24 protein-coding genes are annotated in these 25,378 nt (G+C 52.6%); 12 read left to right on the forward strand and 12 right to left on the reverse strand.

Annotation, left to right across the window (positions count from 1 at the left end):
• Positions 1-29: 29 nt before the first annotated feature.
• The 5 genes from SD425_RS05655 to SD425_RS05675 all read right to left on the reverse strand — a co-directional run bounded on the left by SD425_RS05655 (position 30) and on the right by SD425_RS05675 (position 4,891).
• The gene (locus SD425_RS05655; RefSeq protein ID WP_324676299.1) at positions 30-920 is read right to left on the reverse strand and encodes a hypothetical protein; all 891 of its coding nucleotides are present in this window, start codon (positions 918-920) and stop codon (positions 30-32) included.
• A gap of 244 nt (positions 921-1,164) precedes the next feature.
• Positions 1,165-2,820 (reverse strand): FAD-dependent monooxygenase, encoded by a 1,656-nt coding sequence (locus SD425_RS05660; protein WP_324676301.1) that lies wholly within the window; start codon positions 2,818-2,820, stop codon positions 1,165-1,167.
• A 130-nt stretch (positions 2,821-2,950) separates the two neighbouring features.
• Positions 2,951-3,559 carry a helix-turn-helix domain-containing protein gene (locus SD425_RS05665; protein ID WP_324676303.1) on the reverse strand — a complete coding sequence of 203 codons (609 nt, stop codon included), beginning with the start codon at positions 3,557-3,559 and terminating at the stop codon, positions 2,951-2,953.
• Positions 3,560-3,711: 152 nt separating this feature from the next.
• Positions 3,712-4,158 carry a hypothetical protein gene (locus tag SD425_RS05670; protein ID WP_324676306.1) on the reverse strand — a complete coding sequence of 149 codons (447 nt, stop codon included), beginning with the start codon at positions 4,156-4,158 and terminating at the stop codon, positions 3,712-3,714.
• A 442-nt stretch (positions 4,159-4,600) separates the two neighbouring features.
• The gene (locus SD425_RS05675; RefSeq protein WP_324676308.1) at positions 4,601-4,891 is read right to left on the reverse strand and encodes a hypothetical protein; all 291 of its coding nucleotides are present in this window, start codon (positions 4,889-4,891) and stop codon (positions 4,601-4,603) included.
• 147 nt (positions 4,892-5,038) lie between these two features.
• Between SD425_RS05675 and SD425_RS05680 the strand changes: the two genes are divergently transcribed.
• Positions 5,039-6,592 (forward strand): carboxylesterase/lipase family protein, encoded by a 1,554-nt coding sequence (locus SD425_RS05680; RefSeq protein ID WP_324676310.1) that lies wholly within the window; start codon positions 5,039-5,041, stop codon positions 6,590-6,592.
• 156 nt (positions 6,593-6,748) lie between these two features.
• Here the strand turns inward: SD425_RS05680 and SD425_RS05685 are convergent, their stop codons facing one another.
• From SD425_RS05685 to SD425_RS05705, 5 genes are all read right to left on the reverse strand, one after another.
• The gene (locus SD425_RS05685) at positions 6,749-7,330 is read right to left on the reverse strand and encodes a hypothetical protein (protein WP_324676312.1); all 582 of its coding nucleotides are present in this window, start codon (positions 7,328-7,330) and stop codon (positions 6,749-6,751) included.
• Between the two features lie 3 nt (positions 7,331-7,333).
• Positions 7,334-8,074 (reverse strand): AAA family ATPase, encoded by a 741-nt coding sequence (locus tag SD425_RS05690; RefSeq protein WP_324676314.1) that lies wholly within the window; start codon positions 8,072-8,074, stop codon positions 7,334-7,336.
• A gap of 49 nt (positions 8,075-8,123) precedes the next feature.
• Complete coding sequence (locus SD425_RS05695) at positions 8,124-8,603, reverse strand: AAA family ATPase (RefSeq protein ID WP_324676316.1); 480 nt, start codon at positions 8,601-8,603, stop codon at positions 8,124-8,126.
• Between the two features lie 54 nt (positions 8,604-8,657).
• Positions 8,658-10,775: a methylmalonyl-CoA mutase gene (gene scpA / locus SD425_RS05700; protein WP_324676319.1), complete on the reverse strand. Its 2,118-nt coding sequence runs from the start codon at positions 10,773-10,775 to the stop codon at positions 8,658-8,660.
• A gap of 169 nt (positions 10,776-10,944) precedes the next feature.
• On the reverse strand, positions 10,945-12,720 hold the full coding sequence (locus tag SD425_RS05705) for a methylmalonyl-CoA mutase family protein (protein WP_324676321.1): 1,776 nt from the start codon (positions 12,718-12,720) through the stop codon (positions 10,945-10,947).
• Between the two features lie 170 nt (positions 12,721-12,890).
• On the opposite strand from SD425_RS05705, the gene SD425_RS05710 reads away from it, so the two are divergent.
• The 4 genes from SD425_RS05710 (at position 12,891) to dnaA (ending at position 17,684) form a co-directional block, all read left to right on the forward strand.
• Complete coding sequence (locus SD425_RS05710) at positions 12,891-14,135, forward strand: porin family protein (RefSeq protein WP_324676323.1); 1,245 nt, start codon at positions 12,891-12,893, stop codon at positions 14,133-14,135.
• A gap of 154 nt (positions 14,136-14,289) precedes the next feature.
• Complete coding sequence (locus SD425_RS05715; protein WP_324676325.1) at positions 14,290-15,048, forward strand: 5'-nucleotidase C-terminal domain-containing protein; 759 nt, start codon at positions 14,290-14,292, stop codon at positions 15,046-15,048.
• A gap of 79 nt (positions 15,049-15,127) precedes the next feature.
• Positions 15,128-16,048 (forward strand): metallophosphatase, encoded by a 921-nt coding sequence (locus SD425_RS05720; protein WP_324676327.1) that lies wholly within the window; start codon positions 15,128-15,130, stop codon positions 16,046-16,048.
• Positions 16,049-16,190: 142 nt separating this feature from the next.
• On the forward strand, positions 16,191-17,684 hold the full coding sequence (dnaA, locus tag SD425_RS05725; protein WP_324676329.1) for a chromosomal replication initiator protein DnaA: 1,494 nt from the start codon (positions 16,191-16,193) through the stop codon (positions 17,682-17,684).
• Positions 17,685-17,801: 117 nt separating this feature from the next.
• Here dnaA and SD425_RS05730 read toward each other — a convergent pair whose 3' ends face one another.
• On the reverse strand, positions 17,802-18,290 hold the full coding sequence (locus SD425_RS05730; RefSeq protein ID WP_324676332.1) for a hypothetical protein: 489 nt from the start codon (positions 18,288-18,290) through the stop codon (positions 17,802-17,804).
• A 115-nt stretch (positions 18,291-18,405) separates the two neighbouring features.
• Entirely contained in the window at positions 18,406-18,834 is a 429-nt protein-coding gene (locus SD425_RS05735; protein ID WP_324676334.1) for an OsmC family peroxiredoxin, read from the reverse strand.
• Positions 18,835-19,042: 208 nt separating this feature from the next.
• Between SD425_RS05735 and SD425_RS05740 the strand changes: the two genes are divergently transcribed.
• From SD425_RS05740 to SD425_RS05770, 7 genes are all read left to right on the forward strand, one after another.
• Entirely contained in the window at positions 19,043-20,536 is a 1,494-nt protein-coding gene (locus tag SD425_RS05740; protein WP_324676336.1) for a GH3 auxin-responsive promoter family protein, read from the forward strand.
• A gap of 21 nt (positions 20,537-20,557) precedes the next feature.
• Entirely contained in the window at positions 20,558-21,127 is a 570-nt protein-coding gene (locus tag SD425_RS05745; RefSeq protein ID WP_324676338.1) for a hypothetical protein, read from the forward strand.
• 70 nt (positions 21,128-21,197) lie between these two features.
• Positions 21,198-21,647 carry a 3-oxoacyl-ACP synthase gene (locus SD425_RS05750; protein WP_324676340.1) on the forward strand — a complete coding sequence of 150 codons (450 nt, stop codon included), beginning with the start codon at positions 21,198-21,200 and terminating at the stop codon, positions 21,645-21,647.
• A gap of 67 nt (positions 21,648-21,714) precedes the next feature.
• Positions 21,715-22,128, forward strand: a complete 414-nt coding sequence (locus SD425_RS05755; RefSeq protein ID WP_324676343.1) for a lysozyme inhibitor LprI family protein — start codon at positions 21,715-21,717, stop codon at positions 22,126-22,128.
• A 50-nt stretch (positions 22,129-22,178) separates the two neighbouring features.
• Positions 22,179-23,348 carry a 1-deoxy-D-xylulose-5-phosphate reductoisomerase gene (locus SD425_RS05760; RefSeq protein ID WP_324676345.1) on the forward strand — a complete coding sequence of 390 codons (1,170 nt, stop codon included), beginning with the start codon at positions 22,179-22,181 and terminating at the stop codon, positions 23,346-23,348.
• 90 nt (positions 23,349-23,438) lie between these two features.
• A complete protein-coding gene (gene rseP / locus SD425_RS05765) occupies positions 23,439-24,779 on the forward strand; it encodes an RIP metalloprotease RseP (RefSeq protein WP_324676348.1) in 1,341 nt (446 codons plus the stop codon).
• A gap of 78 nt (positions 24,780-24,857) precedes the next feature.
• Complete coding sequence (locus SD425_RS05770; RefSeq protein ID WP_324676350.1) at positions 24,858-25,352, forward strand: DUF6702 family protein; 495 nt, start codon at positions 24,858-24,860, stop codon at positions 25,350-25,352.
• Positions 25,353-25,378 lie beyond the last annotated feature (26 nt).

The following is a 25,378-nucleotide window of genomic DNA, read 5'->3' on the forward strand; positions in this document are numbered from 1 at the left end:
GATGCTCTCCCAAGCCTTTGTGCTACCGTCTACTTTTTGGCGGTTGCTGTTTTTACAAAATCCTTGAGTGTCCAATCTTGAATTTCTCCTAAAGCTATGTCACGCATCAAGTTGTATTCAGCGTATGCTACAACTTGTCCAGTTGCTGCTTCGACCAATTGGTACCCGTGGTTCTTGTACACGGTAATGCAACGTGCATACAGATACTGTGGATCGGCAGAAGCTACTGCGGCTTCGATCGTAGCACGATCAACTACTTGGACAGGGTAGGGGTAAAGGCTGGAAATCTTAGTCTCAGGAAGGTTTGGGGCCAGTCGGCTGCGATCCAGAAGCAAGGTTTTCTTGGTAAGAATAGCATTAGAATGATTAATGCGTTTCAATTCAGTGGCTTCCAGATCTTTTTTCTTTTGCTGATGAATACGCGCATCGACGAACAGCTGTAGTTGTTGTAATGCGCTAATCATGTCACTAGTGGAGTACGCCTGGCTCCAGTAGTGATGGGGGTTGGGCATAAAGTACGTAGCAGCAGCTATGCGTGATTGAGGATCATCGGGTGATGCATCAGGTGATAATGAATAAAGGGAGTTTCCGAAGCTTAGTTTATCAGGCTTGCCTTGGACGGTGAGCATCAAGGCCGGAGCAGTGAATGTGCTACCGAATGATAGGATGGTGTGTGACGCTTTCTTGTCGTTGTAGTAGGTTTTTTCTTGCTCCACAGTAATAAACTGCACCTCCTTCGACAAATGCCATGTCTTGACCGCTTCACGTAATGCGTCGTTGGTTGCTGCGATGTCAGCGCGATACAAAGTAGCCTCCTGGGGATCTTTGGCAGCTCGGCGTAAGCTGCCGGCATCTTTAGCTTCTTCGCGAAGAACCACCAGCAAAGGCTGTGTGCTGAATCGTGCAAAGTCGGAAATCATTCCTTCTCGGATAGGTAGATAAATCTCTTGAGCACTTGTATTAAGGCTAATCAAACAGCCTGATAACAATAACAAAGAAGTAAGACGCTTCACTAGTAGTAAAAAGTTGGGTAGAAGAGAAAGGAAAAGGATGTGTTTACTGATTGAATAAACCTCCTGAAAAATAGTGCCACACTAATATTATGTGACGCTGTTCTCGGCCTATAATCTTCTTGAGCGATATGTAGATAATTAGGGATAAAGCTCAATTCACGTCCTGCGCAGGAAACCATTGCTGAAACCACCCCAAAAGCGAATGAAACTCATGCTGCCCACCCACAAAACCTAGGTACGCATCCGGCCGCACGAGGAGCAGACTTTGACTACCGCCAAAAGCCTGTTTGAACTGCGCGGTTGCTTCTGCCGAACTAGATGCGGGGGCGATGTGGTAGATGCGCAGCATATCCTGCCACGGCCGAAGCTGCTCCACCCAGTCATACGGCAGGGCTGCTTTGCTTTCATCACCAACTACAAACAGCGTGAAGCAAGCTGGATCGAGTAGTACTTGCAAGGTCGCTTCATGGGATTGTGCGCTCACTTCGGTAAGCAGTTGTGCTCGAATGGCGAAGTCGGGCATCCGGTCCCCGGCCCTGAGTTCTCCGCGCAGGTAACGCGTGCGCGATAGGGCGCTAGCTCGGTAATTAGCGGTTACTTCGCTCACTAAGCCTGTGCTTAGCTCTTGAATGAACTGGGCATTGAGCACCACTGGCGCGGCGAGTGTGAGCAGCTGGTGCACCAGCTTGCTGGTGGAGTTGAAAATGTCTGTCGCCGTTTCGGTGCGCGCCACCACTTGGCGGATGACGGGCAGTCGCTCTTCCGCGTAGGTGTCGAGTAGCTCGGGGGCGGCTTTGCCGTGCCACACCAAGGCTAGCTTCCAGCCTAGGTCGATCATATCCTGAATACCCGTGTTCATGCCCTGTCCGCCGGCCGGACTGTGGATATGGGCTGAGTCGCCGCCGAAGAAGATGCGCCGTTCCCGCAGCGTGTCGAGCATGCGGCTGTTGATGTAAAAGCGGGAGCTCCAAGTCAGGTCGTGTAGTTGGCCTGGCCTGTGCGCGATAGTATCGTATAGGCGTTGCAGCTCCGCTAGCGTTGGTTCGCTGGTTGCGTCAGCTTGTTGATCCGTGTCGCTGGCAATGAACCGGAAGTGGCGGTTTCCCATCGGGAATACGGCCAGAAAGCCGTGGCTGGTCAGAAAGATCGACAGCTCATTATCGGGCAAGTCGCTGTCGAGGTACAGATCGGCCACGGCGTAGCGTTGCGGAAGCGACTTGCCTTTAAACTCTAGGTTCAAGGTGCGGCGCATGAGGCTGTGCGCTCCTTCCGCGCTAATGGCATAGGCGGCATCTAGCTCTTCTAACTGGCCTGCCTGGTTGCGCAACACGGTCCGCACGCCCGCGTTCTTTCCTAGGTTCGACGCCGATTCTATCTGCGAAAAAGCAACCAGCTCAGTGCCTCGCTCAATCACAACGCCCTGTTGCGCTAGGTGCTCGCGCAGCAGGCGTTCGGTCTCGGCTTGCGAAATGAGCAGGATGTAGTTGTAGCGGCTCGGGATGTTAGCTAGCTCTATTCTGCCCAGGCGTTTGCTGTCGCTGTAGAGGGTGGCGGCCGTGCCGCGGTTGCCCACTTGAAGCATCTGCTGCGTAAGGCCTCGTTGCTCTAGCAGTTCCAACGTGCGCGCCTGCACGGCCAAGGCGCGCGAAGTAGTGGAGGGCGTCGGCATCTTATCGATAAGGCGGACCGGAACGCCGAAGCGAGCTAGCTCCATGGCGGCCGTCATGCCAGTGGGGCCTGCGCCTATAATCAGAACGGGTCTGCTTTCCCCGAGCGTGCCTTGTGCTATTTTGCTTTGCTGGTTCATAAGCTTTTAAGGGTGAGATGGTTGTTTCTTAGTAGGGTGACGCCACGGATAACTGCCACAGCGGACCTAGCCTACTTGGCTACTATTAATTGTATGGTTCAACCATTTGGTTAAGCACAGGGCCAAAAAATTAAGCTTCGATTGCCCTGATAATAAAATCGGCTACTTCGGTGTGGCGACGCTCCATTTCTGCTTCAAACTCGGCGGCTGATAATGCCAACACCGCCCGAAAAACCGGCTCCCCGAGGAAAGGAAAAATCAACATCGACATCATATTGATGAGCAACTGATTGGCGCTAATCGGTCGGATGCGGCCTGCTGCTATTGCGGCATCTACTTGTTGTTGGAACAAGACAAAGCCGGCTTGTTGGTGCCCCAAAGTAGCCGTGAAAAAGAACTGCGGACTGCGGTTTACCTCGTTGATGATGAACAAGGGCAAAAAGCGGTGCTGACTAATAAATGTGACGTACTCGCTCGCGAACTGCCTAATCTTCGCAAACAAGTCAAGGTCAGCTTCCAGGATGGCTAGCATACGTGGCACCAGCAAGCCTACCGTTTTATTGATAACTAGCGAGGCTAGCTTCTCCTTGCTGCGGAAGTAGTAGTGCAGCAAAGCTTTGTTGATGCTCGCTCGATCGGCAATTTCCTGCATGCGCGCACCAGCTATGCCCTTTTCCAAGAACACTGCTTGAGCCGCATTCAGGATAAGTTCTTCGGTACTCGGCTTGCTGGCTTCCATTAACCTACTGGATTAACTATTTGGTTAAACTTACGCTAAAGTAGCACAGAGGGTTCAATCCGACAATAGCCAAGCAAAACAAAACCGGCTCGCCAAATTGGCGAGCCAGTGTACAAGATTCCACGCACAAGCTGTAAAAAGAGCTAGGTGGCTTAGCCTATATCGGAAACGATAAGGTGCGTTTTGGACAGCACCGAATCTGGCAGACTAGTGCGTCGGAGGAGCGTGGCAATGGGCTCCGGAATATCCTTAATGGTAAGCACAGCAACTGGGCGAACTACTAAGTGATACTGCGGATCGAGGTGCTTGTTGAGCAACGTCTTATCGAAGGAGAACAGGCCCCGGCGGGCGTAGCGCATAGCGTTCTGGTAGTTGCGGCCGCTCTTTTCGGCGTTGGCTTCTACCTGCACCAGTGAGGCCGCGACGGTGTCAGGCAGCGCCAAAAAGTATTGGTGCAGTTGCAGCAACGTCTCCTGAGAAGAAGCTACCGATTCTGGCAATACACCGCCGCCCGAGGAAATGTGCAGCACGTGCCCGTCGCTGTCAATGGCAAACCATTCGATGTCAGAATCTTCTTGTTCTATTTCGTCGATGCGCATAAAAGGGCATGTGCAAGTAATTACCTGGGAGAAGTTGCTTCAAAGCTAGGTAGTTTGCCTTTCCAGAAGGTACAAGCAGGCAGAGATTTGGGTCGTGTTGATCCTATCGGAGCATATCTCTCGCTTCGTTGCTTGATGTAGAGACACATACTTGTGTCTCCTCGCGTTGCTGACGTTGTTTACCTAGGTCGTTCTGACATCGGTCGTTCAACGACGAGACGCAAGTATGCGTCTCTACATATCGTTCTAGCATTATAGGTTCAGCACAACGCGCTGATTCCTCTAGAAATCCACAACGTCAAGCCAAGTAATTAAACCTACAGCTCCGGACGACCAGATGATCGTAAGAGTAACCTAGTGTCAGCAGGCGAGATTTCTCCCGCTGGTCGAAATGACGACCTATTTGGCTAGGTGCTTAGTTGTAAGAATGGAGCTAGGTCGCTTATAGGACGAGCGGCTTCCAGGTAACGTCAGCCACCGCTGCGGTATTAACCGACAAGTACTTGTTGTACATCTCCTGCGCAGGACCTTGCTCCGGCTCGCCTCCATCTGAGTGCAATACCAACAGCAATGCTTCCGGGCTTAGGCCGAGCAGAGGAGCTAGCTGTTGCCGTACCTCGGCTGGGGAGGCGTTCAGGCCATCTTGCAGCTTAACGACTGTCACGGTTTGCCCGTCTTGCTCGATCTGAGCGTACACGCCCGCTGGGCCAGTAGAAAAAGTGTCTGGGAGCATAAGAAAGTAGATTGGGGAAGCACACTTAGCATACGCAAAGCAGGGGCAAAGGGCCAGACAACAATGCCGCGCTGACCTAGGCTCGCTCGCTAAATAACGGACGGATTTTATCCTGATCTTGCGCTCCGCCACTTTCCCACCGCTGCTATGATCAGGCTCCTTTCCTCGTTCCTTTTGCTGGTTGTTTTATCCTTCGGCTTTGGCGCCTTCCGACCTAGGCCGGCGGTGTTGGGCGCGGTGAAAACCCGCAGCGGACCCGTATCAGGCGGCAAAAATAAAGTGGGTGATGTAGCCTACTACAAAGGCATCCCCTTCGCCGCGCCGCCGGTGGGAGAGTTGCGCTGGAAAGCGCCACAACCGGTGAAGCCCTGGGTCAAGGTGCGAGAGTGCCTACAGTACGGACCTAGCCCGATACAGGCAGCGCCGGCGCCGTTCAGCATGTGGAGTGCGGAGTTCTTGATTCCGGCCGCGCCCATCAGCGAAGATTGCCTGTACCTGAACGTGTGGACCGGAGCCAACGCCACCACCGAGCGCAGGGCGGTGCTGGTCTGGATCTACGGGGGCGGGTTCACGAGTGGCGGCAGCGGCGTGCCCATTTACGACGGCGAGGCCCTGGCCCAAAAAGGCATCGTGTTCGTCAGCCTCAATTACCGGGTGGGGCCGTTCGGCTTTCTGGCGCACCCGGAGCTGACGAAAGAATCAGCGAATCATGCTTCCGGCAACTACGGCTTGCTCGACCAGCTAGCGGCCCTGCGCTGGGTGCAGCAAAACATAGCCGCGTTCGGCGGCGACCCCACCAACGTGACCATTGCCGGGCAATCGGCGGGCTCAATGAGCGTTAATTGCTTGGTGGCTTCGCCCTTGGCCAAAGGGTTGTTCACCAAAGCCATTGCCGAGAGTGGGGCCGGATTTTCGCGCCCGTACCCCACGCTGGCCCAGGCCGAGCAGGAGGGCGTGCGCTACGGCCAGGAGCTGAAGGTGCCTACGCTAGCAGAACTGCGCCAGCTTCCGGCGGCCGCCTTCGTGCAGAAAATGCCTAGCCTGCGCGGACCCATCACCGATGGTTATGTGTTGCCCGCTTCCATCCCAGAGCTGTTTGCGGCAGGCAACGCCAACCCCGTGACCCTGCTCACCGGTTGGAACGAAAACGAAGGCTTGCTGGCCGGACCCTTGAAGAACGCCGCCGATTTCCGGCAGCAGGCCGAGCAGCAATACGGCGCCCAGGCGAGCACCTTCCTGCGCTTCTTCCCGGCCACCAACGATGCCGAAGCGGAAACTTCCCAGCAGAACCTAGGGCGTGATGTCATCTTTGGCGTCCCGAATTATACCTGGGCCAACGTGCAAAGCCAGACCCTGCACCGCCCCGTGTACGTGTACCGTTTTGCGCGCAAAGTGCCGGCTACCGGCCAATACGTGAAGTATGGGGCGTTTCATACCGGGGAAGTGCCCTATGCCTACCACAACCTGCGCTTTGTGGACCGCCCCTGGGAGCCCGGCGATGAGAAGCTAGCCGATACCATGACGGCCTATTGGGTGAACTTCGCCCGCACCGGCAATCCCAATGGCGCTGGGCTACCCAAGTGGCCCGCTTACCAAACCACCGACAAACAAGTCATGGTGCTGGACCTGAACCCGGCCACTCAATTCCTTCCTGATCAGGCTAGCTTAGATTTCTTAGCTACCCAAGCTGGGAAGAAGTGAGAGGCAATTAGCATCACCTGCACGGATAAGGCAGCGCTTTGCTTGGTTAAACTTGTAATCTTGTTGTCTGAAGAAAAATTTACTCGCATTCAATAGAAAATTCTGAAAGATGCTCAATAAATATATTGAGACTTTCATTAAGACGTGCAGCGCTGATCAAATCTTTGTTTTTTCTGTACGTTGATGATAATTCATTGTATACTTCTGGCTCTTTGCTTTTAATGGTGTAGTCTTGTTTTTTAAATATTCATTTAAGGCATTTAAACAATTTATTGACTTATTTCTAATATTTTGGTTATTAGAATAAAATATTGGTAATAACCAACACTCTATGCTGTCAACAGGAATTGCAAATATTGTTCTATTTGCTACTTTGTTATAGAATTCAGAACCTATTGCGTTAATAAGGGAGGATTTAATTCCGTCGTAAACTTGATAAATGGGCTTTGCCTTTCCTTCTGAGTCTGTCTTTTTAATAGAAAAGTATGGTTCTTCGCATATATCTGTATCTATGTGAATGACTACATATTTGTTAAATTGATATATATTTCTAAAGTTTTCTGTTTGTAAAAAATTTACTAGGTAATGCCAACCTCCTTGTGATTCGTTCTTGCTTAAACTACGGTTTGGCTGCACTAAGTTTAAGTCCAAATTCTTGTTTCTATTGAATCCGATAAGAATATTAGAAATTACTTCTTGGTCGCAAGGACCCTCAGTTACAAGCGCAAAGCAATTCATTAATTAAAAATTTTTAGGAAGGCCGCCGATAAATCCTTTCATGAATGCTTCTGATAATTTAATTGATTCTTGACCTTCTAACGGTTGTGGTTTATTAATTTTTTTAATATTAGTTTCACCTATTTTGTTTCTAAATACAACATGTAAAGTGTAGTTAGGGTCCTCTAGATCTATTCCATCTAAGATGGACGGATTGTGAGTAGTTAGGATTACTTGCTTGTTATGCTCTAATGCTAATTTAGATAATTGTCGAATAACTTCGGTGCAAAGTTTTGGATTTAACGCACTGTCGATATTGTCAATTGAGAAAAAAGACGGTGTTTCATCCGATATAAATAGAGCACAATAAAAAAGTAAGAATAAAAAACCTTCATTAGTGCTTCTTTGGTCCAAAACAACATCTACATTCTTTATAAATCTATCTTTTAAAGTTAAGTAAGGTTCGTTTTCTGAATTTTCTTTACTGAAACTATCAAACCATGATATAAGCTTCATGAAGCTCTTGAACTTTTCTTCATTGCTTTTATCTTTTATTAGCTCTTTAGTATATTTTAATATGCCTTCTCCATTTATACCAAGAGGTGTTATTTGACTCTCCTTTTCGTAAATTCTTAATGTTGATATTTCTGGCATGTAAATTATAAATTCACCCAATTCATTTGTTTCGTAATTTTTTAAACCTGTTTGCATAGTTTCTTTTAATATTTCTACTTGAGAATGTTTTGGAACTTTTAGCTCCTTCATTCTATTTATAAGGCTTAGATAAGGGTTGTTTGGATTTTTTACTAATTCTTTAAAAAAAAGCTTTTTCTGAATCTCGTAGATTTAATTTAGATAATCTCTTTTCTAATTCCTTTCCAGTGTATAATAGATGAAGTGCTTGTCCTGTTGCATATTCGTCAATTATAGGAGCATTTGAAAGATTAATAGAATAACCCCACTTATTATAAGTTGAATCATTTGTATGTATTCTAATTGTCAATGAATCTATTTTATTTCTGTTTTTATCGTAATCAACCTTGATGGTGGGTTCAAAGAATTCCTCATTATCAATAGCTGATATTACTGAGGTAGGGGAGGTTACCCTAATACCTCTTGAATATAGAAATTCGTTATCTAATTTGTCGACCGCTGCTGCACCTGCAATTGCAATTGCTTCTAATATATTGCTTTTTCCACTGCCATTTTCTCCAATAAGTATATTAAATCTTGATAGTCCTAGATCTATTTTTTCTATTGATTTGAAGTGCTTTATCTCGATTTTAGAAACCATGTTCTTGTTTTTTCTTGTTGCCTATTCTGCTTGTAAACTTATCATATTTATTCCTTAAGTAACTTTCCTCAAAATCTCCTGCGCCGCCACGGCAATAACCGTCCCTGGGCCGTACACGCCCACCACGCCGGCATCATACAAAAACTGGTAGTCTTGCGCGGGGATGACGCCGCCGGCAATGACGAGAATGTCTTCGCGACCTAGCTTGCCTAGCTCCGCAATGAGCTGGGGGATGAGCGTTTTGTGGCCGGCGGCTAGGCTGCTCACGCCTACTATGTGCACGTCGTTCTCTGCCGCTTGGCGGGCTACTTCGTCGGGGGTTTGGAACAGCGGCGCGATGTCCACGTCGAAGCCCACGTCGGCGAAGGAGGTAGCAATGATTTTGGAACCGCGGTCGTGGCCGTCTTGGCCCATCTTAGCCACCATCATGCGGGGGCGACGGCCCTCCTTCTGGGCAAATTCGTCGGCCATCTGGCGGGCTAGGTTGAACTGCTCGTCGTAGTCCATTTCGGAAGAGTACACGCCCGACACGGCGCGGATAGTAGCCTGGTGACGGCCGTATATTTTTTCAAGTGCATCCGAGATTTCACCTAGGGTAGCGCGCAGGCGAGCCGCTTCCACGGCCAGCGCCAACAGATTTTCCTTGCCCGAGCGGGCAGCTTCCGTGAGGGCATCGAGGGCGCGGAGCACGGCGGCCGAGTCGCGCTCCGAACGAATCTTGTTCAACCTAGCTATCTGCGACTCGCGCACGGCGGCGTTGTCGATGTCTAGGATTTCAATGTCGGTCTTCTCGTTGACCTGGTACTTGTTCACGCCCACAATGATTTCCTTGCCCGAGTCGATGCGCGCCTGCTTGCGGGCGGCGGCTTCCTCAATGCGCAGCTTGGGCAAGCCCGTTTCGATGGCCTTCGCCATGCCTCCTAGCTCTTCCACCTCCTGAATGAGCGCCCAGGCCTTGTCGGCTAGCTCGTGGGTCAGCGCCTCCACGTAGTAGGAGCCGCCCCAGGGATCTACCACGCGGGTGATGTCGGTTTCGTGTTGGAGGTAGAGCTGGGTGTTGCGGGCAATGCGGGCCGAGAAGTCGGTGGGCAGGGCAATGGCTTCGTCGAGGGCGTTGGTATGCAGGCTCTGGGTGCCGCCGAGCACGGCGGCCAGGGCCTCCACGCAGGTGCGCGTCACGTTGTTGAACGGATCCTGCTCGGTGAGCGAGTAGCCCGAGGTCTGGCAATGCGTGCGCAGCGCCAACGACTTCGGGTTTTCGGCCCCAAACTGCTTGATGAGCTTGGCCCACAAGAGCCGCCCAGCGCGCATCTTCGCAATTTCCATGAAGTGGTTCATGCCGATGGCCCAGAAAAACGACAGGCGCGGCGCAAACTGGTCGATGGTCATGCCCGCTTTCAGACCGGCGCGCACGTACTCCACGCCGTCGGCGAGGGTGTAGGCTAGCTCTAGGTCGGCGGTGGCGCCGGCCTCCTGCATGTGGTAGCCCGAGATGCTGATGGAGTTGAAGCGCGGCATGTGCTTCGCGGTGTAGGCGAAGATGTCGGCAATGATGCGCATGGAGTGCGCGGGCGGGTAGATGTAGGTGTTGCGCACCATGAACTCCTTCAGAATGTCGTTCTGAATGGTGCCCGACAGCTTCTCCGGCGTTACGCCCTGCTCTTCCGCCGCCACAATGTAGAAGGCCATGACCGGCAGCACCGCCCCGTTCATGGTCATCGACACCGACATCTGATCCAAGGGAATCTGGTCGAAGAGCAGCTTCATGTCCTCCACCGAGTCGATGGCCACGCCCGCCTTGCCTACGTCGCCCACTACCCTAGGGTGGTCGGAGTCGTAGCCGCGGTGGGTAGCTAAGTCGAACGCTACAGATAGCCCTTTCTGCCCGCCGGCTAGGTTGCGGCGGTAGAAGGCGTTGGATTCCTCAGCTGTGCTGAAGCCCGCGTACTGGCGAATGGTCCACGGGTTCTGCACGTACATCGTGCTGTAAGGCCCGCGCAAGTAAGGCGCTTGGCCGGCCCCGAAACCTAGGTGGTCGAGGCTAGCTACATCGTCGGCGGTGTAGTAGCTTTTCAGCTTAATGCCTTCCGGCGTATTGGTCTCGGTAGGGCTAACAGCAGGCGCCGGAAGCGAAGCCGCATTATAAGGTATCTGAGAAAAGTCGGGCTTCATGGGCGGGGTGGTTTGTCATCCTAAGCTTGCGAAGGACCTTATCACGTTTGCAGACGCAAGCTGTTCTAGCGTGATAAGATCCTTCGCAAGCTCAGGATGACGGACGTAAAGGGATGGCAAACGAGAGGGGAATGAGAGATAATAAGGTATTACTTTCTTCTACTTGCCTTTATTTTCCCTGCAAACGGGCTAGTACTTCTTCGGTGGTGTAGCCGTTCACGGTGAACTCCTGAAATCCGAAAAACTGCACAGCTTCCTGCAAGGTGGCTAGGTCGGCACTTACCAATGTAGGCGCTGCAAACGACGGGTCTTCCGGATCAGCACGATTAATGGCGCGGGCAAAGGCGTTGTATTGCTCGGGCGTTGCATACATCAGAATAGCTTGCTCGGGCGAGGAAAACAGCACAGACAGCGTGCCGACCGGATGCGCTGCGGCTAGTTCAGGCCGCTCCTCCAGCGGCAGCGTCTGAACAAACGATTCTAAAATGTGCTGGTTGGTATGCGGGCCCAGCAGCACCACTGCCGCCCGTTTGATCTTCTTCTCGCGGCGCTGAAAGTGCATGGCTGTAGCGAGCCGGAGCACTTCGGAAGGGTAGGTAGCACGCGTGGTGTCAAAGTCTCGGCTGCGCAACAGCCGCTTCGGGTTGAAGCTGAATTGCTCGTGCGCGTTCTGGAAGCGGTTGGTGCCCACTACCATTTGCTCGCCAGTGGCAATGCGGCGGAACTGCGTTTGGGCTGCTTCGTGCAACTCCTGCACCACCACCGACGTTGCCGCCGGTAAGCCGCCCGCAGCTTCGAGGCGCTGAAATAACGCCCAGGCGCCGCGAGCTAGCTCGTCGGTAAGCGTTTCGAGATAGTAAGAGCCCGCAGCGGGGTCGGCAACGCGACCTAGGCCGGTTTCCTCGCGCAAAATGATGGAGATATTGCGGGCAATCCGGGCCGAAAAGTCATTTGGGGCTTCGTATATGCTGTCGAAGGGTCTGATGCTCACCGCATCGGCGCCACCGAGTACAGCAGCCATGGTTTCGGTGGTTGCGCGCAATAGGTTGGTATGCGGGTCCAGCGTCGTTTGCGACCAAGTGGCGGTGCTGGCAAAAACGGGAACAGCCGTGGCAACTGGCAGCTGGTAAGCGTGGAGCAACGTGGCCCACACGCGGCGCAATGCGCGTAGCTTAGTCAGTTCCACGAAGAAGTTGGGATTGATAGCGACGTGCACCTGCATGGCGGCCGCCACGTCTGCCGTTGTTAATTCCGTATTGGGTAGCTCGCTCAGGTAGGTGGCTGCCGTGCTCAGGGCAAAACCTAGCTGCTGAGTGGCGGTAGCACCGCTATTGCCGAAACAGTCGATGTTCAGTGATAAGCCTCGAAAGTTGGGCATGGCGCGCGTTAAGCGCAGCACATGGCGCAACTCGCCAAGCTGGCTAGCTAGGTTGGGCGTGCGGCTGGTGAGAGGGTCCTGTTGTAGAAAACCGCGCAGGGTGTCGGCGCCCGTTGCGAGCAGGCGTTGGACCAAGCCAAGCCCTGCTGTTTGGACGGAGTAGCTGATGTAAGTAGTCGGCAGCGGTAGTTTTTGGTGCAAGTATTCTACGTCGAACAGGCGTGCATCTGCCAACATGAAATGAGCACCATCGGCTCCAGCCGTCAAGGCCTGCGTTGCCCTGTCGATAGCATCGTGGCCTGAGTCGGCGGCGGGGACGCGGTAGCTAGGTACGTTCAGCCAGGGCTGGTCAGCAGAAGTCGGCAGTTGCGGCGTAGGCTGTCCTAACGGTGCTAGGGCCTCGCGGTGGTAGAAAGGCTGCACCGTGAAGCCTTCGGGGGTGTGCCACTCCAGCGAAGCTAAGTCCGCGCCTTTCAGGTCGCGGCGAATGCGCTCCTGCCAAGCGGCCGTGCTTAAGGGTTCAAATTCGGAGAAAGAAACTGGGGTGGGCTGCGGGGTATCGGACATAAAGCAAGCGGGTGGTCAGCCGTGCATACGAAAAGGCTAGGGGTTAAAGATACCGCATCAAGCAGAATCATGGCGAGAAGTGGGTTTGATTCCTGCAATCGCATGTGCTAGCTTTGCGCGCCTTTATATTTATTAATATAAATGTTATTATATAAACTTTGGTTGAGCGTATGCGCAAACTTTTTCTCTCTTTTGGTTCTATACTAGCTTTCGCCTCAATAGCGCAGGCTCAAGCCGACTTCCGCCCAGGGTATATTGTGCAGGCAAGCGGCGACACCCTGCACGGGCAAGTCGACTACCGAGGCGCGCAGCGGAGTGCTCGACTAGCGCGTTTCCGGTCAGCGGCCGAAAGCGCAGTCGCGGAATATACCCCAGCGCAATTGCGTGGCTATGGCTTTGCCGACGGCAAGCAGTATCAAACCGAGCCAGTAGCGCTAGCGGGCGCAGCATCAGAGCCTTTCTTTTTGGAAGTCATTGTGCTAGGTCCAGCCAGCCTGCTTTCCCTGCGTAGTAAGGACGATGCCGAGCACTTGTATTTGCGGAAAGCAGGGCAACCTATGCAGGAGTTGATACAGCGCACTGAAGAAACTTTCGTGAACGATATACGCTATCTGCACAACACGAACGAGTTTCAGCGCACGCTGGCTGCGAGCATGCAAGATTGCTCGGTGGTGCAGCCTAGCTTGACCAAGCTGCGGTATAGCGTGGGGAGCCTAGCCGCCGTTGTGCGGCAATACAATGCTTGCGTGGGAGGAGCCTCCAGTGCTACAAGCAACCCCGATGAAAAGAACGCCTTCCGGTTCGCGCTGATAATAGGAGGACAGGCCAGTAGATTAGATATCAGGCGATTAAATGCAGCTACTGGCAACAGTATTCGTGGGAAAGCACAGCCTACTGTTGGTATAGCTGCGCACATTGCGCTTGCACGCTTGAACCCACACTTGTCTGTGCGGCTAGAGGCGCTGTATAGCCCGCTGGTCGTTTACAAAACAGAATACGATTATAAGGCTGCCACCGACGTGTACACGACGCATTACCAGATGGAAGTCGAGCAAAGCAGCATTCGTATACCGTTGTTGTTACGGTACACATTTCCCTCCAAACGGGTACAACCGTTCATACAAGCTGGCGTTAGCGGAAATGCCCTGCTCCAACTCAAAAACCAAGAGCGTACCCGCTTTGCCGACCGCCCGGCTTTCCCAGAGTACACGTCCTGGCGTCCTATCGTGGAAAAGCCCCGCCGGTTTGAACAAGGAGTAGTGGGAGGATTTGGGTTGAACTTTGCACAAGCCAGTGGCCGAAACTTGTCGGCTGAAGTGCGGTATGAGCGCACCAATGGATTCAGCGACAATGTAGGCACCCCTACAAGCAGGCGCTTCTATTCGGTGCTGCTGAGCTACAGCCTGACGAAGTAAGCAACATGCTCAGGATAGCCTAAGTATTCGACGAAAGCAGAAAGCAAACGGACGTAAGGTTCTTTTTTTGGCTATTCCAGCATCGTCTGAACAAATCAACTGTGAGGCTATGTATCTTTGTGGTTTCGCATTCGTTTTCTCCCCGTTTTTACCCATGTCTTTCCTTCGTTCTCGCGTAGCTGCTTTCGGATTGTTGGCTGCCGTGGTGCTAGCCCCGAGCTGTCAACGTGCTGTTTACCAAGCCAAACCTCAGCTAGCTCCGCTTACGGCGCAGCCAGTTGGCAAAGCACAGCCGGAAGATGCCAAAGCCGCAGCTGTTATTGAGCCTTACCGCCAGCGAGTAACGCAGCAGATGAGTGAAGTGCTGGGCTCGGCTCCCGTGCCGCTCACCAAAAACTCGGGCGAGTCGCCGCTGGCGAACTTCGTAGCTGACCTGCAGCGCGAGCGAGCCTCCACCGAGCTACACCAGACCATTGACGTGGGCGTGATGACCAACGGGGGGTTACGCTCCTCTCTACCTGCTGGGCTCATTACTCTAGGCTCGGTGTTTGAACTGATGCCCTTCGAAAACGAATTGGTTGTACTCGATGCGCCTGGTCCGGTGATGCAACAGCTTTTTGATTACGCTGCACGCATAAAGATGGCTTTATCGAACGTTACCTACACGGTGGAGGGCGGTAAGCCGACCAACATCCGCATTGGTGGTCAACCATTCAATCCGGCCAAGACTTATACTGTAGCCATTTCGGACTATCTGGCCGGCGGGGGCGACAATATGATCTTTTTCAAGGCGCTAAAGCCCCGCGACACCGGCGTGCTCTTGCGTTCCGCCATCACCGACCGAATTCGCCAGTTCACCAAAGCAGGCCAACCCGTAACGGCCAAAGTAGAAGGAAGAGTAAAAGGCATTTAACAATTACTAAGTGTGGGTCACCAGCCAACAATACGCTGATGCCTGAAGCTTAGTAACTGATAACTGGTAATTGAAAAACATGAATCGCCGCGACTTTCTAAAGAACTCAACGCTTGGAGTAGCTAGCGTAGGCTTGCTAGGCTTGAGCCTGCCCGCTGTTGCTGCTAGCGAGGCAAAGTTGGTTATCCTGCATACCAACGACATGCACTCACGCATCGATCCGTTTCCGGAGAGTGATAAGCAGTGGGGTGGGCTAGGGGGCATGGCCCGCCGTGCCGCGATGATTGAGCAAGTTCGCAAGCAAGAGTCGCATGTGCTGCTGCTCGACTCGGGCGATATTTGGCAGGGTACGCCATACTTCAACTTCTTCGGCGGGGAGTTAGAGTACAAGCTCATGAGTCAAATGGGCTACGATGCCACCACCTTCGGCAACCACGATTTCGACAACGGCTTGGAGGGACTACAGAAGCAATTGCCCAATGCCGGCTTCCCTTTCCTCATTGCTAACTACGATTTCTCGAAGACGCCACTAGCTGGCCGTTTTCAGCCGTACAAGGTGTTCGAAAAAGCAGGTCACCGCATCGGAGTATTTGGGCTAGGTATTGAGCTTAGCGGCTTAGTAGCTGATAAGAATTTTGGTGCCACGCAGTATCTCGATCCTGTGGCCAAAGCCAAGGAAATGGTAACGCAGCTGCGCGGGCCCGAGCACTGCGATATGGTGATTTGCCTGTCGCACCTAGGGTATAAATACGAAAGTGCAAAAATTGATGACCGGAAGCTCGCTGCTCAAGTGAGCGGCATCGACCTAATACTAGGTGGTCATACGCACACGTTCATGGATGCTCCGGAAGCAATTAACAGCCCTAACGGACGAGCTACGCTGATTAATCAAGTAGGATGGTCGGGCATTAACCTAGGTCGACTGGATTATACGTTTACCCGTGGGACGCGTCAGCCTAGTGTTGCCATGGCTTCGGTACTACCCGTGCAATCTGCCTGAAAAACGCAAGGATTTGCAGGTTTTTTTCTCTCCTGACTTTTCCACATTTTTGTCTCCCCCTAGCAAAATCGGGCCGCGCTGCGCCCGTAGCTGCACCCTTTCCTCTCCACGTTACATCTGTTGTTTTTGCTCTAATTGATTGATGCTGAAGGACTGCCGAATAGTATGGGCCAATTGCCTTCGTGTCATCAAGGCAAACGTGGGGGAGCAGAGCTTCCGCACGTGGTTCGAACCTATTGTTCCGGTTCAGCTTCACAATAACGTTCTCATCATTCAGGTGCCCAGCCAATTTTTTTATGAATGGCTGGAAGAGCACTATGTAGATGTGCTAAAGAAGAGCATCTACCAGGAGCTAGGGGTAGAAGGACGCCTAGAATACAGTATCGTCGTTGATCAAGGCAACAGCCAGAACAAGCCGCGTACCGTCAATATCCCGACGGCTCGTAAGGCGGCGGCTCCCTCGCAGCCTGCCACAGATGCCGCTATGGTAGCAGCCGGAGCCATGACGGCTTCAGCGCGCAACGTAGCCGCGGCAGCCAGCGCCCCTGCGCCCTCCGATACGCTACGAAACCCTTTCGAGGCGACCAAAGGCATCGACCGCAATTATCTGCAGTCGCAGCTCAACAATACGTATTCGTTCGATAACTATGTGGAGGGCAGCTGCAATCGGCTCGCGCGCTCAGCAGGTTTGGCCGTAGCCAACAAGCCAGGCACCACTAGCTTCAACCCGTTGATGATTTATGGTGGCGTGGGGCTAGGTAAGACGCACTTGGTGCAAGCCATCGGCAACCACATCAAGGCTACCAACGCCGATAAGTTCGTGCTGTACGTGTCGGCCGAGAAGTTTACGAACCAGTTCATTGAGAGCTTGCGCAACAACGGTGTGCAGGATTTTGCCAATTTCTATTTGTTGGTAGACATCCTGATCCTGGACGATGTGCAGTTCTTGGCCGGCAAGGACAAGACGCAGGAGATGTTTTTCCACATCTTCAACCACTTGCACCAGGCCGGCAAGCAGATCGTAATGACGTCTGACCGGCCGCCCCGTGACCTGAACGGCTTAGAAGACCGCTTGCTGTCGCGCTTCAAATGGGGTTTGACCACTGACCTGCAAAGCCCGGACTTTGAGACGCGTATGGCCATCATCCAGAACAAGATGGAGCAAGATGGTATTGACATTCCGCCGCAGGTGGTAGAATACCTAGCTCACTCGGTGCACACCAACGTGCGCGAGCTGGAAGGCGTGCTCATTTCGCTGGTAGCCCAAAGTAGCCTCAACCGCCGTGAGATTGACTTGGAAATGGCCAAGCAAGCGCTGCGGCACATTATAGAGGAAGTAGAAGCGGAGGTAAACTTAGACTTCATTCAGAAGACGGTGGCCGAATACTTCGGTGTGCCACTGGACTTGATGAAGGCCAAAACGCGCAAGAAAGAAGTCGTGACGGCTCGGCAAGTAGCTATGTACTTTGCTAAGGAGCATACCAGCCATTCGCTCAAAAGCATTGGCCATAATTTCGGCGGGCGCGACCACAGCACGGTTATCCATTCCGTACAAACCGTTTCAGACCTCATCGACAGCGACAAAAGCTTTCGGAGCACGATTCAGGAGCTACGGAAAAAATTTGCCGGCAAATAGTATAACAGCACAAAGCTCCTGCTTCACGTATCGTTGAACCACCCAGCTAGCTATTGTGCTAGCATCAATTGGTTTGCGATACGTGAGGCAGGAGCTTCGCGCTAGTAGGCTAGCTATTTAGGCCGACGGTTGGGTATCGTGCAAGGGAACGTTGTTCTTGCTTGCAAAGGACCGTACTTGCTCGCGCAGAATGCGCTTGCGCCGGGTGCCTTTTACCTCCCGCAAGCTCAGGGCATATACTTCGCCGTTCTTTAGGTTGACTCGCAACTGCTGGGGAACAAACTCCAGCAGCGCAATATCTTCGACCGGAAACACCTGCTTGGGCCGGAAAAGACCATTCTTATGCACGATGTAGCCGGGGGTAAACTCTAGGTAGCTCTGCGTGCCGAAGATGGGCGCGTTGTGCACCAAGACGTAGCCCACGTAGACGAAGCTGAACACGAGGAAGACGTAGTGCAAGAAGTGATAGTCGTTCAGCCCAGAGTCGGACCAGATCAGGAAAATCGTGTAGATAATCCAGAGACTTCCAATAAAGAGCTGCCCCCAAAACGGAATACGAGCCGTGTTGGCAGGTTGCAGACGAATGCGCGTAAAAGCTGAGGCCATAGAGGCGAAAAAGGGTGGGATAGAATGAGTTGCCAACAGCTGGGCGTAGTTACCACAAGCTATTGGGTAGCCAAAACTACAACCGGCAGCTGGCAACTCATAGCTAGCCCTGGTATTACTTCAGCGTAGCCGAGGCTAGCTCCATTTCGGGTACAGCTTTCAGCAAGGCCGAGATTGGGCAGTTCTCTTTCGCTTTTTCGGCGTACTGCTGAAATTCCTCTTGCGAGATGCCTTCTACTTCACCTTCCGTCGTGAGGGTGATTTTGACCACTTTCGGTACTTCTCCTGAGGTGTCGAGGCTTACTTTCGATTCGGTCTGAATTTGCTTTACCTGCTTGCCGTCTTTGGTCAGGATGCTGGTCAGGAACATGGTGTAGCAACCGGCGTGCGCGGCTCCAATGAGTTCTTCGGGATTGGTGCCTTTTTGGCCTTCAAATCGAGCGCCAACAGAATAAGGCGCGCTAACAGTGCCGCTTTGCGTGGTGATATTGCCACTGCCTTTGATGTCGCCGTTCCAAACGGCATTGCCACGTTGGTTGATCATGGGAAGAGAAACTGAGTAAGTGAATAGTTGAGTAAGGCATACGAAGAAGCCCGGCGAAAGATAGGAACTCAACCATGATTTGGTAGAACAGGCAATACCTTTGCCGGAAGCCCACTTTCTGCGTAATAAGCCACAGACCTAGGTTTCAGCACCTAGGTCTGCAGTATTATTTCGTTATTCTACTACTCCGCTACTCCATTACTCGACTATGGGTTTGAAATCGGTCCTGAGCCGCCCGTTGGCAGCTATCGTGCATCGCCAATACCAGCAATGGCTAACGCAGCCGGTGGCTACGCAGCAGCGCGTGTTGGCGGATCTGTTGGCGCAGGGTGGAAGTACTGCCTTTGGCCGCGACCATGATTTCGGGGCTATTGCTACGGCCGCTGACCTAGCCCGCCATGTGCCTGTGCGCGATTATGAAGCCTTGTACCCATACATCAGCCGTGTGAAGCAGGGTGAAGCCGACGTACTCTGGCCCGGCCAACCTTTGTACTTAGCCAAAACCTCGGGCACGACCTCCGGCGCTAAGTACATCCCGCTGACGAAAGCTAGCATTCCCAACCACATCAACGGCGCGCGCGATGCGCTGTTGCACTACATCTACCACACCGGACGGAGCCAGTTTTTGGATGGTAAGCTGATCTTTCTGTCGGGCAGTCCGGAACTGGAACAGGTCAACGGGATTCATACGGGGCGCTTATCGGGCATTGTGAATCACCACGTGCCGGCTTACCTGCGCCGCAATCAGCTACCTAGCTACCAGACGAACACGATCGAGGACTGGGAAACCAAGCTCGACCACATCGTGGAGGAAACCTTAAACCAGCGCATGACGCTGATTTCGGGCATCCCGCCGTGGGTTCAGATGTATTTTGACCGCATCACGCAGCGCACTGGCAAAGCCGTGAAGGACGTATTTCCCGACTTCAACCTGTTTGTATACGGCGGGGTCAACTTTGAGCCCTACCGCAAGAAGCTGTTCGATACCATTGGGCGCCCGGTGGACAGCATCGAAACCTTTCCGGCATCCGAGGGCTTTATTGCCTTCCAAGACGAGCCCGGTAACCCTGGTCTGCTACTGCTGCTGAATGCCGGCATCTTCTACGAGTTCATTCCCGCCGAGCGCTTCTTCGAGTCTAACCCACCTAGGCTCACCATTGCAGATGTCGAACTAGATAAGCAGTACGCGTTGGTACTAAATACGAACGCGGGCCTATGGGGCTACAGCCTCGGCGACACGGTGCGCTTTGTGAGCAAGAACCCATATCGGGTGGTGGTGAGCGGCCGCATCAAGCACTTCTTATCTGCTTTTGGGGAGCATGTGATTGGGGAAGAAGTAGAGCAAACCTTACGCGAAGCCATGGCGCAATTCCCGGAAGTAGATGTCGTCGAGTTTACCGTGGCACCCCGTGTGAGCGACAACCCCGCCAAGCCTTCGCAGCATGAGTGGCTGATCGAATTTGCCACGCCGCCACACGACGTAGCGGCGTTTGCTGCCGCACTGGATACAGGTCTGCGCCGCCGTAACGTGTACTATGATGACTTGCTTAGCGGTAATATTCTAGCGCCGCTTCGGCTGACGGCGTTGCCGAATGGTGCGTTTCAGCGCTACATGAAAAGCCTAGGCAAGCTAGGTGGACAGAACAAGGTACCTAGGTTGAGCAACGACCGGAATGTGGCAGAGGGGTTGCTAAGTGTATAAGTACACTCAACTTGCTGCTCTGTGAAACTCCTTTTCCTATTACTATTGATCATACTAGGAAGTGTAGCTACTGGCTATGGTCAGGTTGCCGATAGCCTTCTGCAAACATCTCAAGCACCTAGTACACCTAGCACTTTTGAGGAGCCCTTCGTTGACGATACAGATGATTTTACGCCTATGCTCGGCTTATTTCTCCTTATTGGAGTTGCCGTTGCGCTTTGCTGGGTAGGAGCGGGCATCGTGCTGATTGGTGGACTTCTGTGCCTTGTCTTTGGTCTGGTCGCAACTGGTATCCTCTCAGCTTCGCTATTAGTCAGTATCAAGACGAACTCTGTTGTGGCTGGTGCTAAAACGTTCTGGGTGCTCGGTAGTACTGTAACAAGCTTGTTAGTCGGTGTTGTTGGGTTATGGATGCTTGTGCGAGTGATGCATCGGGCTATATCAACTCCAGTAGTACTAACAGTGGGAGGCCTAGGTGGTGTAGCGGCTGGGCTCATCTCTGCGAAACTTGTTTGGTGGTTGGGCCGTCGCTTATTAGACTATGTACAGCGTAGGTTAAGTAGTAAATTCTCTACCACAAATTATCACTAAACAGCCCTGCCTAGTAAATGCACGTTGCCCTTGACCTAGATAATACATATTATTTAGGAGCTAGTACTACATGATGATAAAGAACGAACTTCACGCCGCTTGCCAAGCCTACGTGCAGCAGCGCATCGACGCGGCCCAACAAGCCATGCAAGCCGCCCAAGAATCAGCTAATAACGAAACCAAGAGTAGCGCTGGCGACAAGTACGAAACTGGCCGAGCCATGGCGCAAGAAGAGCGCAACCGTAACGCCGTGCAGCTACAAGAAGCCCTGAAGTTGCAAGCCGAGTTAACGCGCATCGATCCCGAAAAGGCCTGCGATACGGTGCGGCCTGGCGCTTTGGTAGCTACCAACCTAGGTCAGTTTTACCTCAGTATCAGCGCTGGTAAGTTGATAAGTGATGGGAAAGAATATTTTGCCGTATCGTCAGCCGCTCCAATAGCGGTAGCCATGAATGGCAAGCGAGCGGGCGAGGAGGTGCTGTTCAACGGCAAAAAGATTCAAATAGCGGAAGTAGCATAGAAGCTAGCTTCACTGTGCGGACTGTTGGTCACAAGTACGCTAAGTAATAAGGGTAACTGACACGCTTATGAAAAAAGGAATTCTGCTACTTGCGCTACTCACAATGAGTCTAGGTGCTACCGCTCAAAGGCAGGCGCAAATGAATGCCAAAACCTGCGGCGACTATCGCAAGGCCGATCAGCAACTCAATCAGCTCTACCAGCAAGTGCTGAAGCTCTATGCTAAGGATGCCGTGTTCCTGAAAGCGTTTAAGGCGTCGCAGGTGGCGTGGCTGAAGTTTCGGGATGCGCAAGCAGAAGCACTTTACCCCAAGCGGCTTAACCAAGACAAGCAGGTAACCTATGGCTCCGTTTACTCGCTTTGCTCTTGTCAGACGTTGACCAGCTTGACAAATGATCGGAATAAGCAACTGAAAGTGTGGGTAGTAGGTATTGAGGAAGGAGATACTTGCTCAGGTTCAGTGCGAGCGAAAGCACAATAAGCTAGCTTCGGCACAGGCATGTACTACCTTTGTAGTGCAAGTTTGATTCTATGTCCTCTTCCCACCCCAAACGCGTCACGCTGCTCGGCTCTACTGGTTCTATCGGTACGCAGGCACTCGACGTTATTCGCGCGCATCCTGGCCGCTTTACGGTCACGGCTCTTTCCGCGCAGTCCAATGCTGAGCTGCTGATCCGGCAGGCGCGTGAGTTTCAACCCGCCGCCGTTGTTATCGGCGACGAGACGAAGTACACTACCGTCAAAAGTGCCCTTGCTGATCAGGCTACTGAAGTACTAGCCGGTGTTGCTGCCCTAGCCGATGTTGCCGGCCGCGACGATGCCGATGTCGTACTCACTGCCATGGTAGGCTACGCTGGCTTGCTCCCGACGGTGCGCGCTATTCGAGCAGGCAAGACCATTGCCCTCGCCAATAAAGAAACGTTGGTAGTAGCTGGCCAACTGATTACTAAGCTGGTCAAAGAATATGGCGTCAGGTTATACCCCGTCGACTCAGAGCACTCGGCTATTTTCCAGTGCTTGGTAGGAGAGGAGCGCAATTCGATTGAGAAAATCATCCTAACGGCTTCCGGTGGTCCGTTCCGAGGGCGCACGGCGGAGCAGCTAGCTACCGTTACGAAAGCCCAGGCGTTGAAGCACCCCAACTGGGACATGGGCGCCAAAATCACCATCGATTCGGCTTCGCTCATGAACAAGGGCTTGGAGGTGATTGAGGCCAAGTGGCTGTTTAATCTCACCGACGAGCAAATTGATGTAGTGGTGCATCCGCAGAGCATCATTCACTCGCTCGTGCAATTTGAAGATGGCTCGCTCAAAGCACAGCTAGGTCTGCCCGACATGAAGCTGCCTATTCAATACGCGCTTGGTTATCCGGAGCGTTTGCCGTCGAGCTTCCCGCGTTTCTCTTTCCTCGATTATCCGCAGCTCACCTTCGAGCAGCCCGATCGTGCTACGTTCCGCAACTTGCCTTTAGCCTTTGAAGCTATGCGTCGCGGCGGCAACGCGCCCTGTATTCTCAACGCGGCCAACGAAGTTGCCGTGGCCGGGTTCTTGCGCGACGAGCTTGGCTTCCTGCAAATGCCTGACCTAGTAGAAAGCTGCCTCACAAAGGTTTCGTACCTTGCCGATCCTTCGCTCGACGACTATGTAGCAACCGACCAGGAAACCCGCCGGGTGGCGCAAGAACTAGTCAAGCAGCTGTAAGTGTTGTTACAAAAGCTAGGTTAAAACGTCGTGCTGAGCATGAAGCACGACAGCTGTTTTTACATTTAATAAACTCTTTCCCTTCTCCTCTTGGAAATTCTCATCATGGCCGGCCAGATGTTGCTTGGCCTTTCCATCTTGGTGGGCTTGCACGAATTCGGGCACTTTGCCACTGCCAAATACTTTAAGATTCGCGTCGACAAGTTTTATATCTTCTTCGATTTTCTGTTTCCGCTACCGGGTGTCGCCAACTTTGCTTTGTTTAAGAAGAAAGTAGGAGAGACGGAGTACGGCCTAGGATGGTTCCCGCTCGGTGGCTACGTGGCCATTCACGGCATGATCGACGAAACCCAGGACGCCGATTCGCTCGCCGCCGAACCCGCCCCGAATGAATTTCGCGCCAAGCCAGCCTGGCAGCGCCTGATTGTGATGCTAGGCGGTATCATCATGAACGTAATTACTGGCATTGTCATCTTCTCAGCCCTTACGTTCAAGTACGGTGAAAGCTACCTACCCGCTTCCGAAGTCCGCTTTGGTGTGGTGCCCAATAAGCTAGGTGAGCAAATAGGCTTCCGGACGGGCGACAAGATTGTAAAGATCAATGGGCGTCCGTTCACTGAGTTCAACGACGTGTACAGCGCCGATGTCGTGCTTGGCAACCATAGCTACTACACCGTCGACCGCAATGGCCAACTGATCGATATTCCGGTACCAAGTGATTTCATGGATCGGCTTTCAGATCAGGACCAAGCCGCCTTCGTGGTACCGCTCGACCCGTTTGTGGTAGATGAAGTAGTTGCTGGCGGACCAGCCTCCAAGGCGGGCCTGCAAACCGGTGACCGGATCACGCAAGTGGGCAAGCAAAAAATTCAGTTCTTTCCCGAACTCCAACAGGCACTAAAAGCCAATGCCAGCAAGCCCACACCGCTGATTGTAGAGCGTAGCGGCCAGCCCGTGACGCTTACCGTGAACGTAGACGAAGAAGGCAAGGTAGGCTTCCGGCCTAAGTCGTTGCTCAACTATGCCACGCGCAACTACAGCCTTGCCGAGGCGGTACCTGCGGGGGCGAAACAAGCTTTCGGCGTAGTTGGAACCCAGGTGAAAGCCTTTGGTAAGATCTTCCGGGGAGAAGCGTCAGCTCGGAAGTCGCTAGGTGGCCCTATGGCAATTGCGCAGCAGTACGGCGGCAAGTGGGACTGGATCCGCTTCTGGACCTTGACGGGCATGCTCTCAATGGTGCTAGCTTTCATGAACCTGCTGCCCATTCCGGCCCTCGATGGAGGTCACGTGCTGTTCTTGCTTTATGAAATGGTTGCTGGTCGCAAGCCCTCCGATAAGTTCTTGGAGAATGCCCAGAAGGTCGGTATGGTGCTGATCCTGAGCCTAATGGTCTTTGTAATTTTCAACGACCTGTTCAAATCCTTGTTTTAAACCAAGCTAGGTGCCTCGGCCCCCAAAGCGCCCCTCTTCGCGATGAGAGGGGCGCTTTGTGCTACTATTGTTTGCGTTATGCGTCGTTTGTCTTTGCTTGTTGCCACACTCCTGATCAGCTTGCTGGCTGCTGCCCATACCTACCATGCTAGCATCATGGAACTGCACTACAATGCAAGTAAGCAGCAGCTTGAAGTGGCGCTCAAAGTTTTTACTGATGATTTTGAGAAAGCCTTGTCAACCGGTCAACCTAGGTCAATCAGTCTTGAGCAATCACCAAAGCCACAAGTAACCGCCTTAGTAAGTGCCTTACTACGACGTTCTATTGTGTTCGGCACTAAACCCGGCGAAACGTTGCCTATTCAGTTTATTGGCATTCAGAAAGAAACAGATGCGCACTGGCTCTACTTTGCCGTGAAGCTTGCCAAACCGATAAACGGTATTTACCTGCGTCATTCGTTGCTAGAAGACACTTTCCCCGACCAAATGAACATCGTGAACGTGGAAGCTAACGGCAAAAAGCAAAGTGCGCTGTTTAAAGACGGCGACGAAAGTCAAAAGCTGACTTGGTAGCGCTTTGTCATTCCGAGCGCCGCGAA

This window comes from Hymenobacter sp. GOD-10R, from assembly GCF_035609205.1.
Taxonomy (GTDB): domain Bacteria; phylum Bacteroidota; class Bacteroidia; order Cytophagales; family Hymenobacteraceae; genus Hymenobacter.

Bases quoted from the DNA above. Each gene is read 5' to 3' on its own strand.
- SD425_RS05655 (WP_324676299.1), bottom strand. From the start codon at position 920: ATGATTTCCGACTTTGCACGATTCAGCACACAGCCTTTGCTGGTGGTT.
- SD425_RS05660 (WP_324676301.1), bottom strand. From the start codon at position 2,820: ATGAACCAGCAAAGCAAAATAGCACAAGGCACGCTCGGGGAAAGCAGA.
- SD425_RS05665 (WP_324676303.1), bottom strand. From the start codon at position 3,559: ATGGAAGCCAGCAAGCCGAGTACCGAAGAACTTATCCTGAATGCGGCT.
- SD425_RS05670 (WP_324676306.1), bottom strand. From the start codon at position 4,158: ATGCGCATCGACGAAATAGAACAAGAAGATTCTGACATCGAATGGTTT.
- SD425_RS05675 (WP_324676308.1), bottom strand. From the start codon at position 4,891: ATGCTCCCAGACACTTTTTCTACTGGCCCAGCGGGCGTGTACGCTCAG.
- SD425_RS05680 (WP_324676310.1), top strand. From the start codon at position 5,039: ATGATCAGGCTCCTTTCCTCGTTCCTTTTGCTGGTTGTTTTATCCTTC.
- SD425_RS05685 (WP_324676312.1), bottom strand. From the start codon at position 7,330: ATGAATTGCTTTGCGCTTGTAACTGAGGGTCCTTGCGACCAAGAAGTA.
- SD425_RS05690 (WP_324676314.1), bottom strand. From the start codon at position 8,074: ATGAAGGAGCTAAAAGTTCCAAAACATTCTCAAGTAGAAATATTAAAA.
- SD425_RS05695 (WP_324676316.1), bottom strand. From the start codon at position 8,603: ATGGTTTCTAAAATCGAGATAAAGCACTTCAAATCAATAGAAAAAATA.
- scpA (WP_324676319.1), bottom strand. From the start codon at position 10,775: ATGAAGCCCGACTTTTCTCAGATACCTTATAATGCGGCTTCGCTTCCG.
- SD425_RS05705 (WP_324676321.1), bottom strand. From the start codon at position 12,720: ATGTCCGATACCCCGCAGCCCACCCCAGTTTCTTTCTCCGAATTTGAA.
- SD425_RS05710 (WP_324676323.1), top strand. From the start codon at position 12,891: ATGCGCAAACTTTTTCTCTCTTTTGGTTCTATACTAGCTTTCGCCTCA.
- SD425_RS05715 (WP_324676325.1), top strand. From the start codon at position 14,290: ATGTCTTTCCTTCGTTCTCGCGTAGCTGCTTTCGGATTGTTGGCTGCC.
- SD425_RS05720 (WP_324676327.1), top strand. From the start codon at position 15,128: ATGAATCGCCGCGACTTTCTAAAGAACTCAACGCTTGGAGTAGCTAGC.
- dnaA (WP_324676329.1), top strand. From the start codon at position 16,191: ATGCTGAAGGACTGCCGAATAGTATGGGCCAATTGCCTTCGTGTCATC.
- SD425_RS05730 (WP_324676332.1), bottom strand. From the start codon at position 18,290: ATGGCCTCAGCTTTTACGCGCATTCGTCTGCAACCTGCCAACACGGCT.
- SD425_RS05735 (WP_324676334.1), bottom strand. From the start codon at position 18,834: ATGATCAACCAACGTGGCAATGCCGTTTGGAACGGCGACATCAAAGGC.
- SD425_RS05740 (WP_324676336.1), top strand. From the start codon at position 19,043: ATGGGTTTGAAATCGGTCCTGAGCCGCCCGTTGGCAGCTATCGTGCAT.
- SD425_RS05750 (WP_324676340.1), top strand. From the start codon at position 21,198: ATGATGATAAAGAACGAACTTCACGCCGCTTGCCAAGCCTACGTGCAG.
- SD425_RS05755 (WP_324676343.1), top strand. From the start codon at position 21,715: ATGAAAAAAGGAATTCTGCTACTTGCGCTACTCACAATGAGTCTAGGT.
- SD425_RS05760 (WP_324676345.1), top strand. From the start codon at position 22,179: ATGTCCTCTTCCCACCCCAAACGCGTCACGCTGCTCGGCTCTACTGGT.
- SD425_RS05770 (WP_324676350.1), top strand. From the start codon at position 24,858: ATGCGTCGTTTGTCTTTGCTTGTTGCCACACTCCTGATCAGCTTGCTG.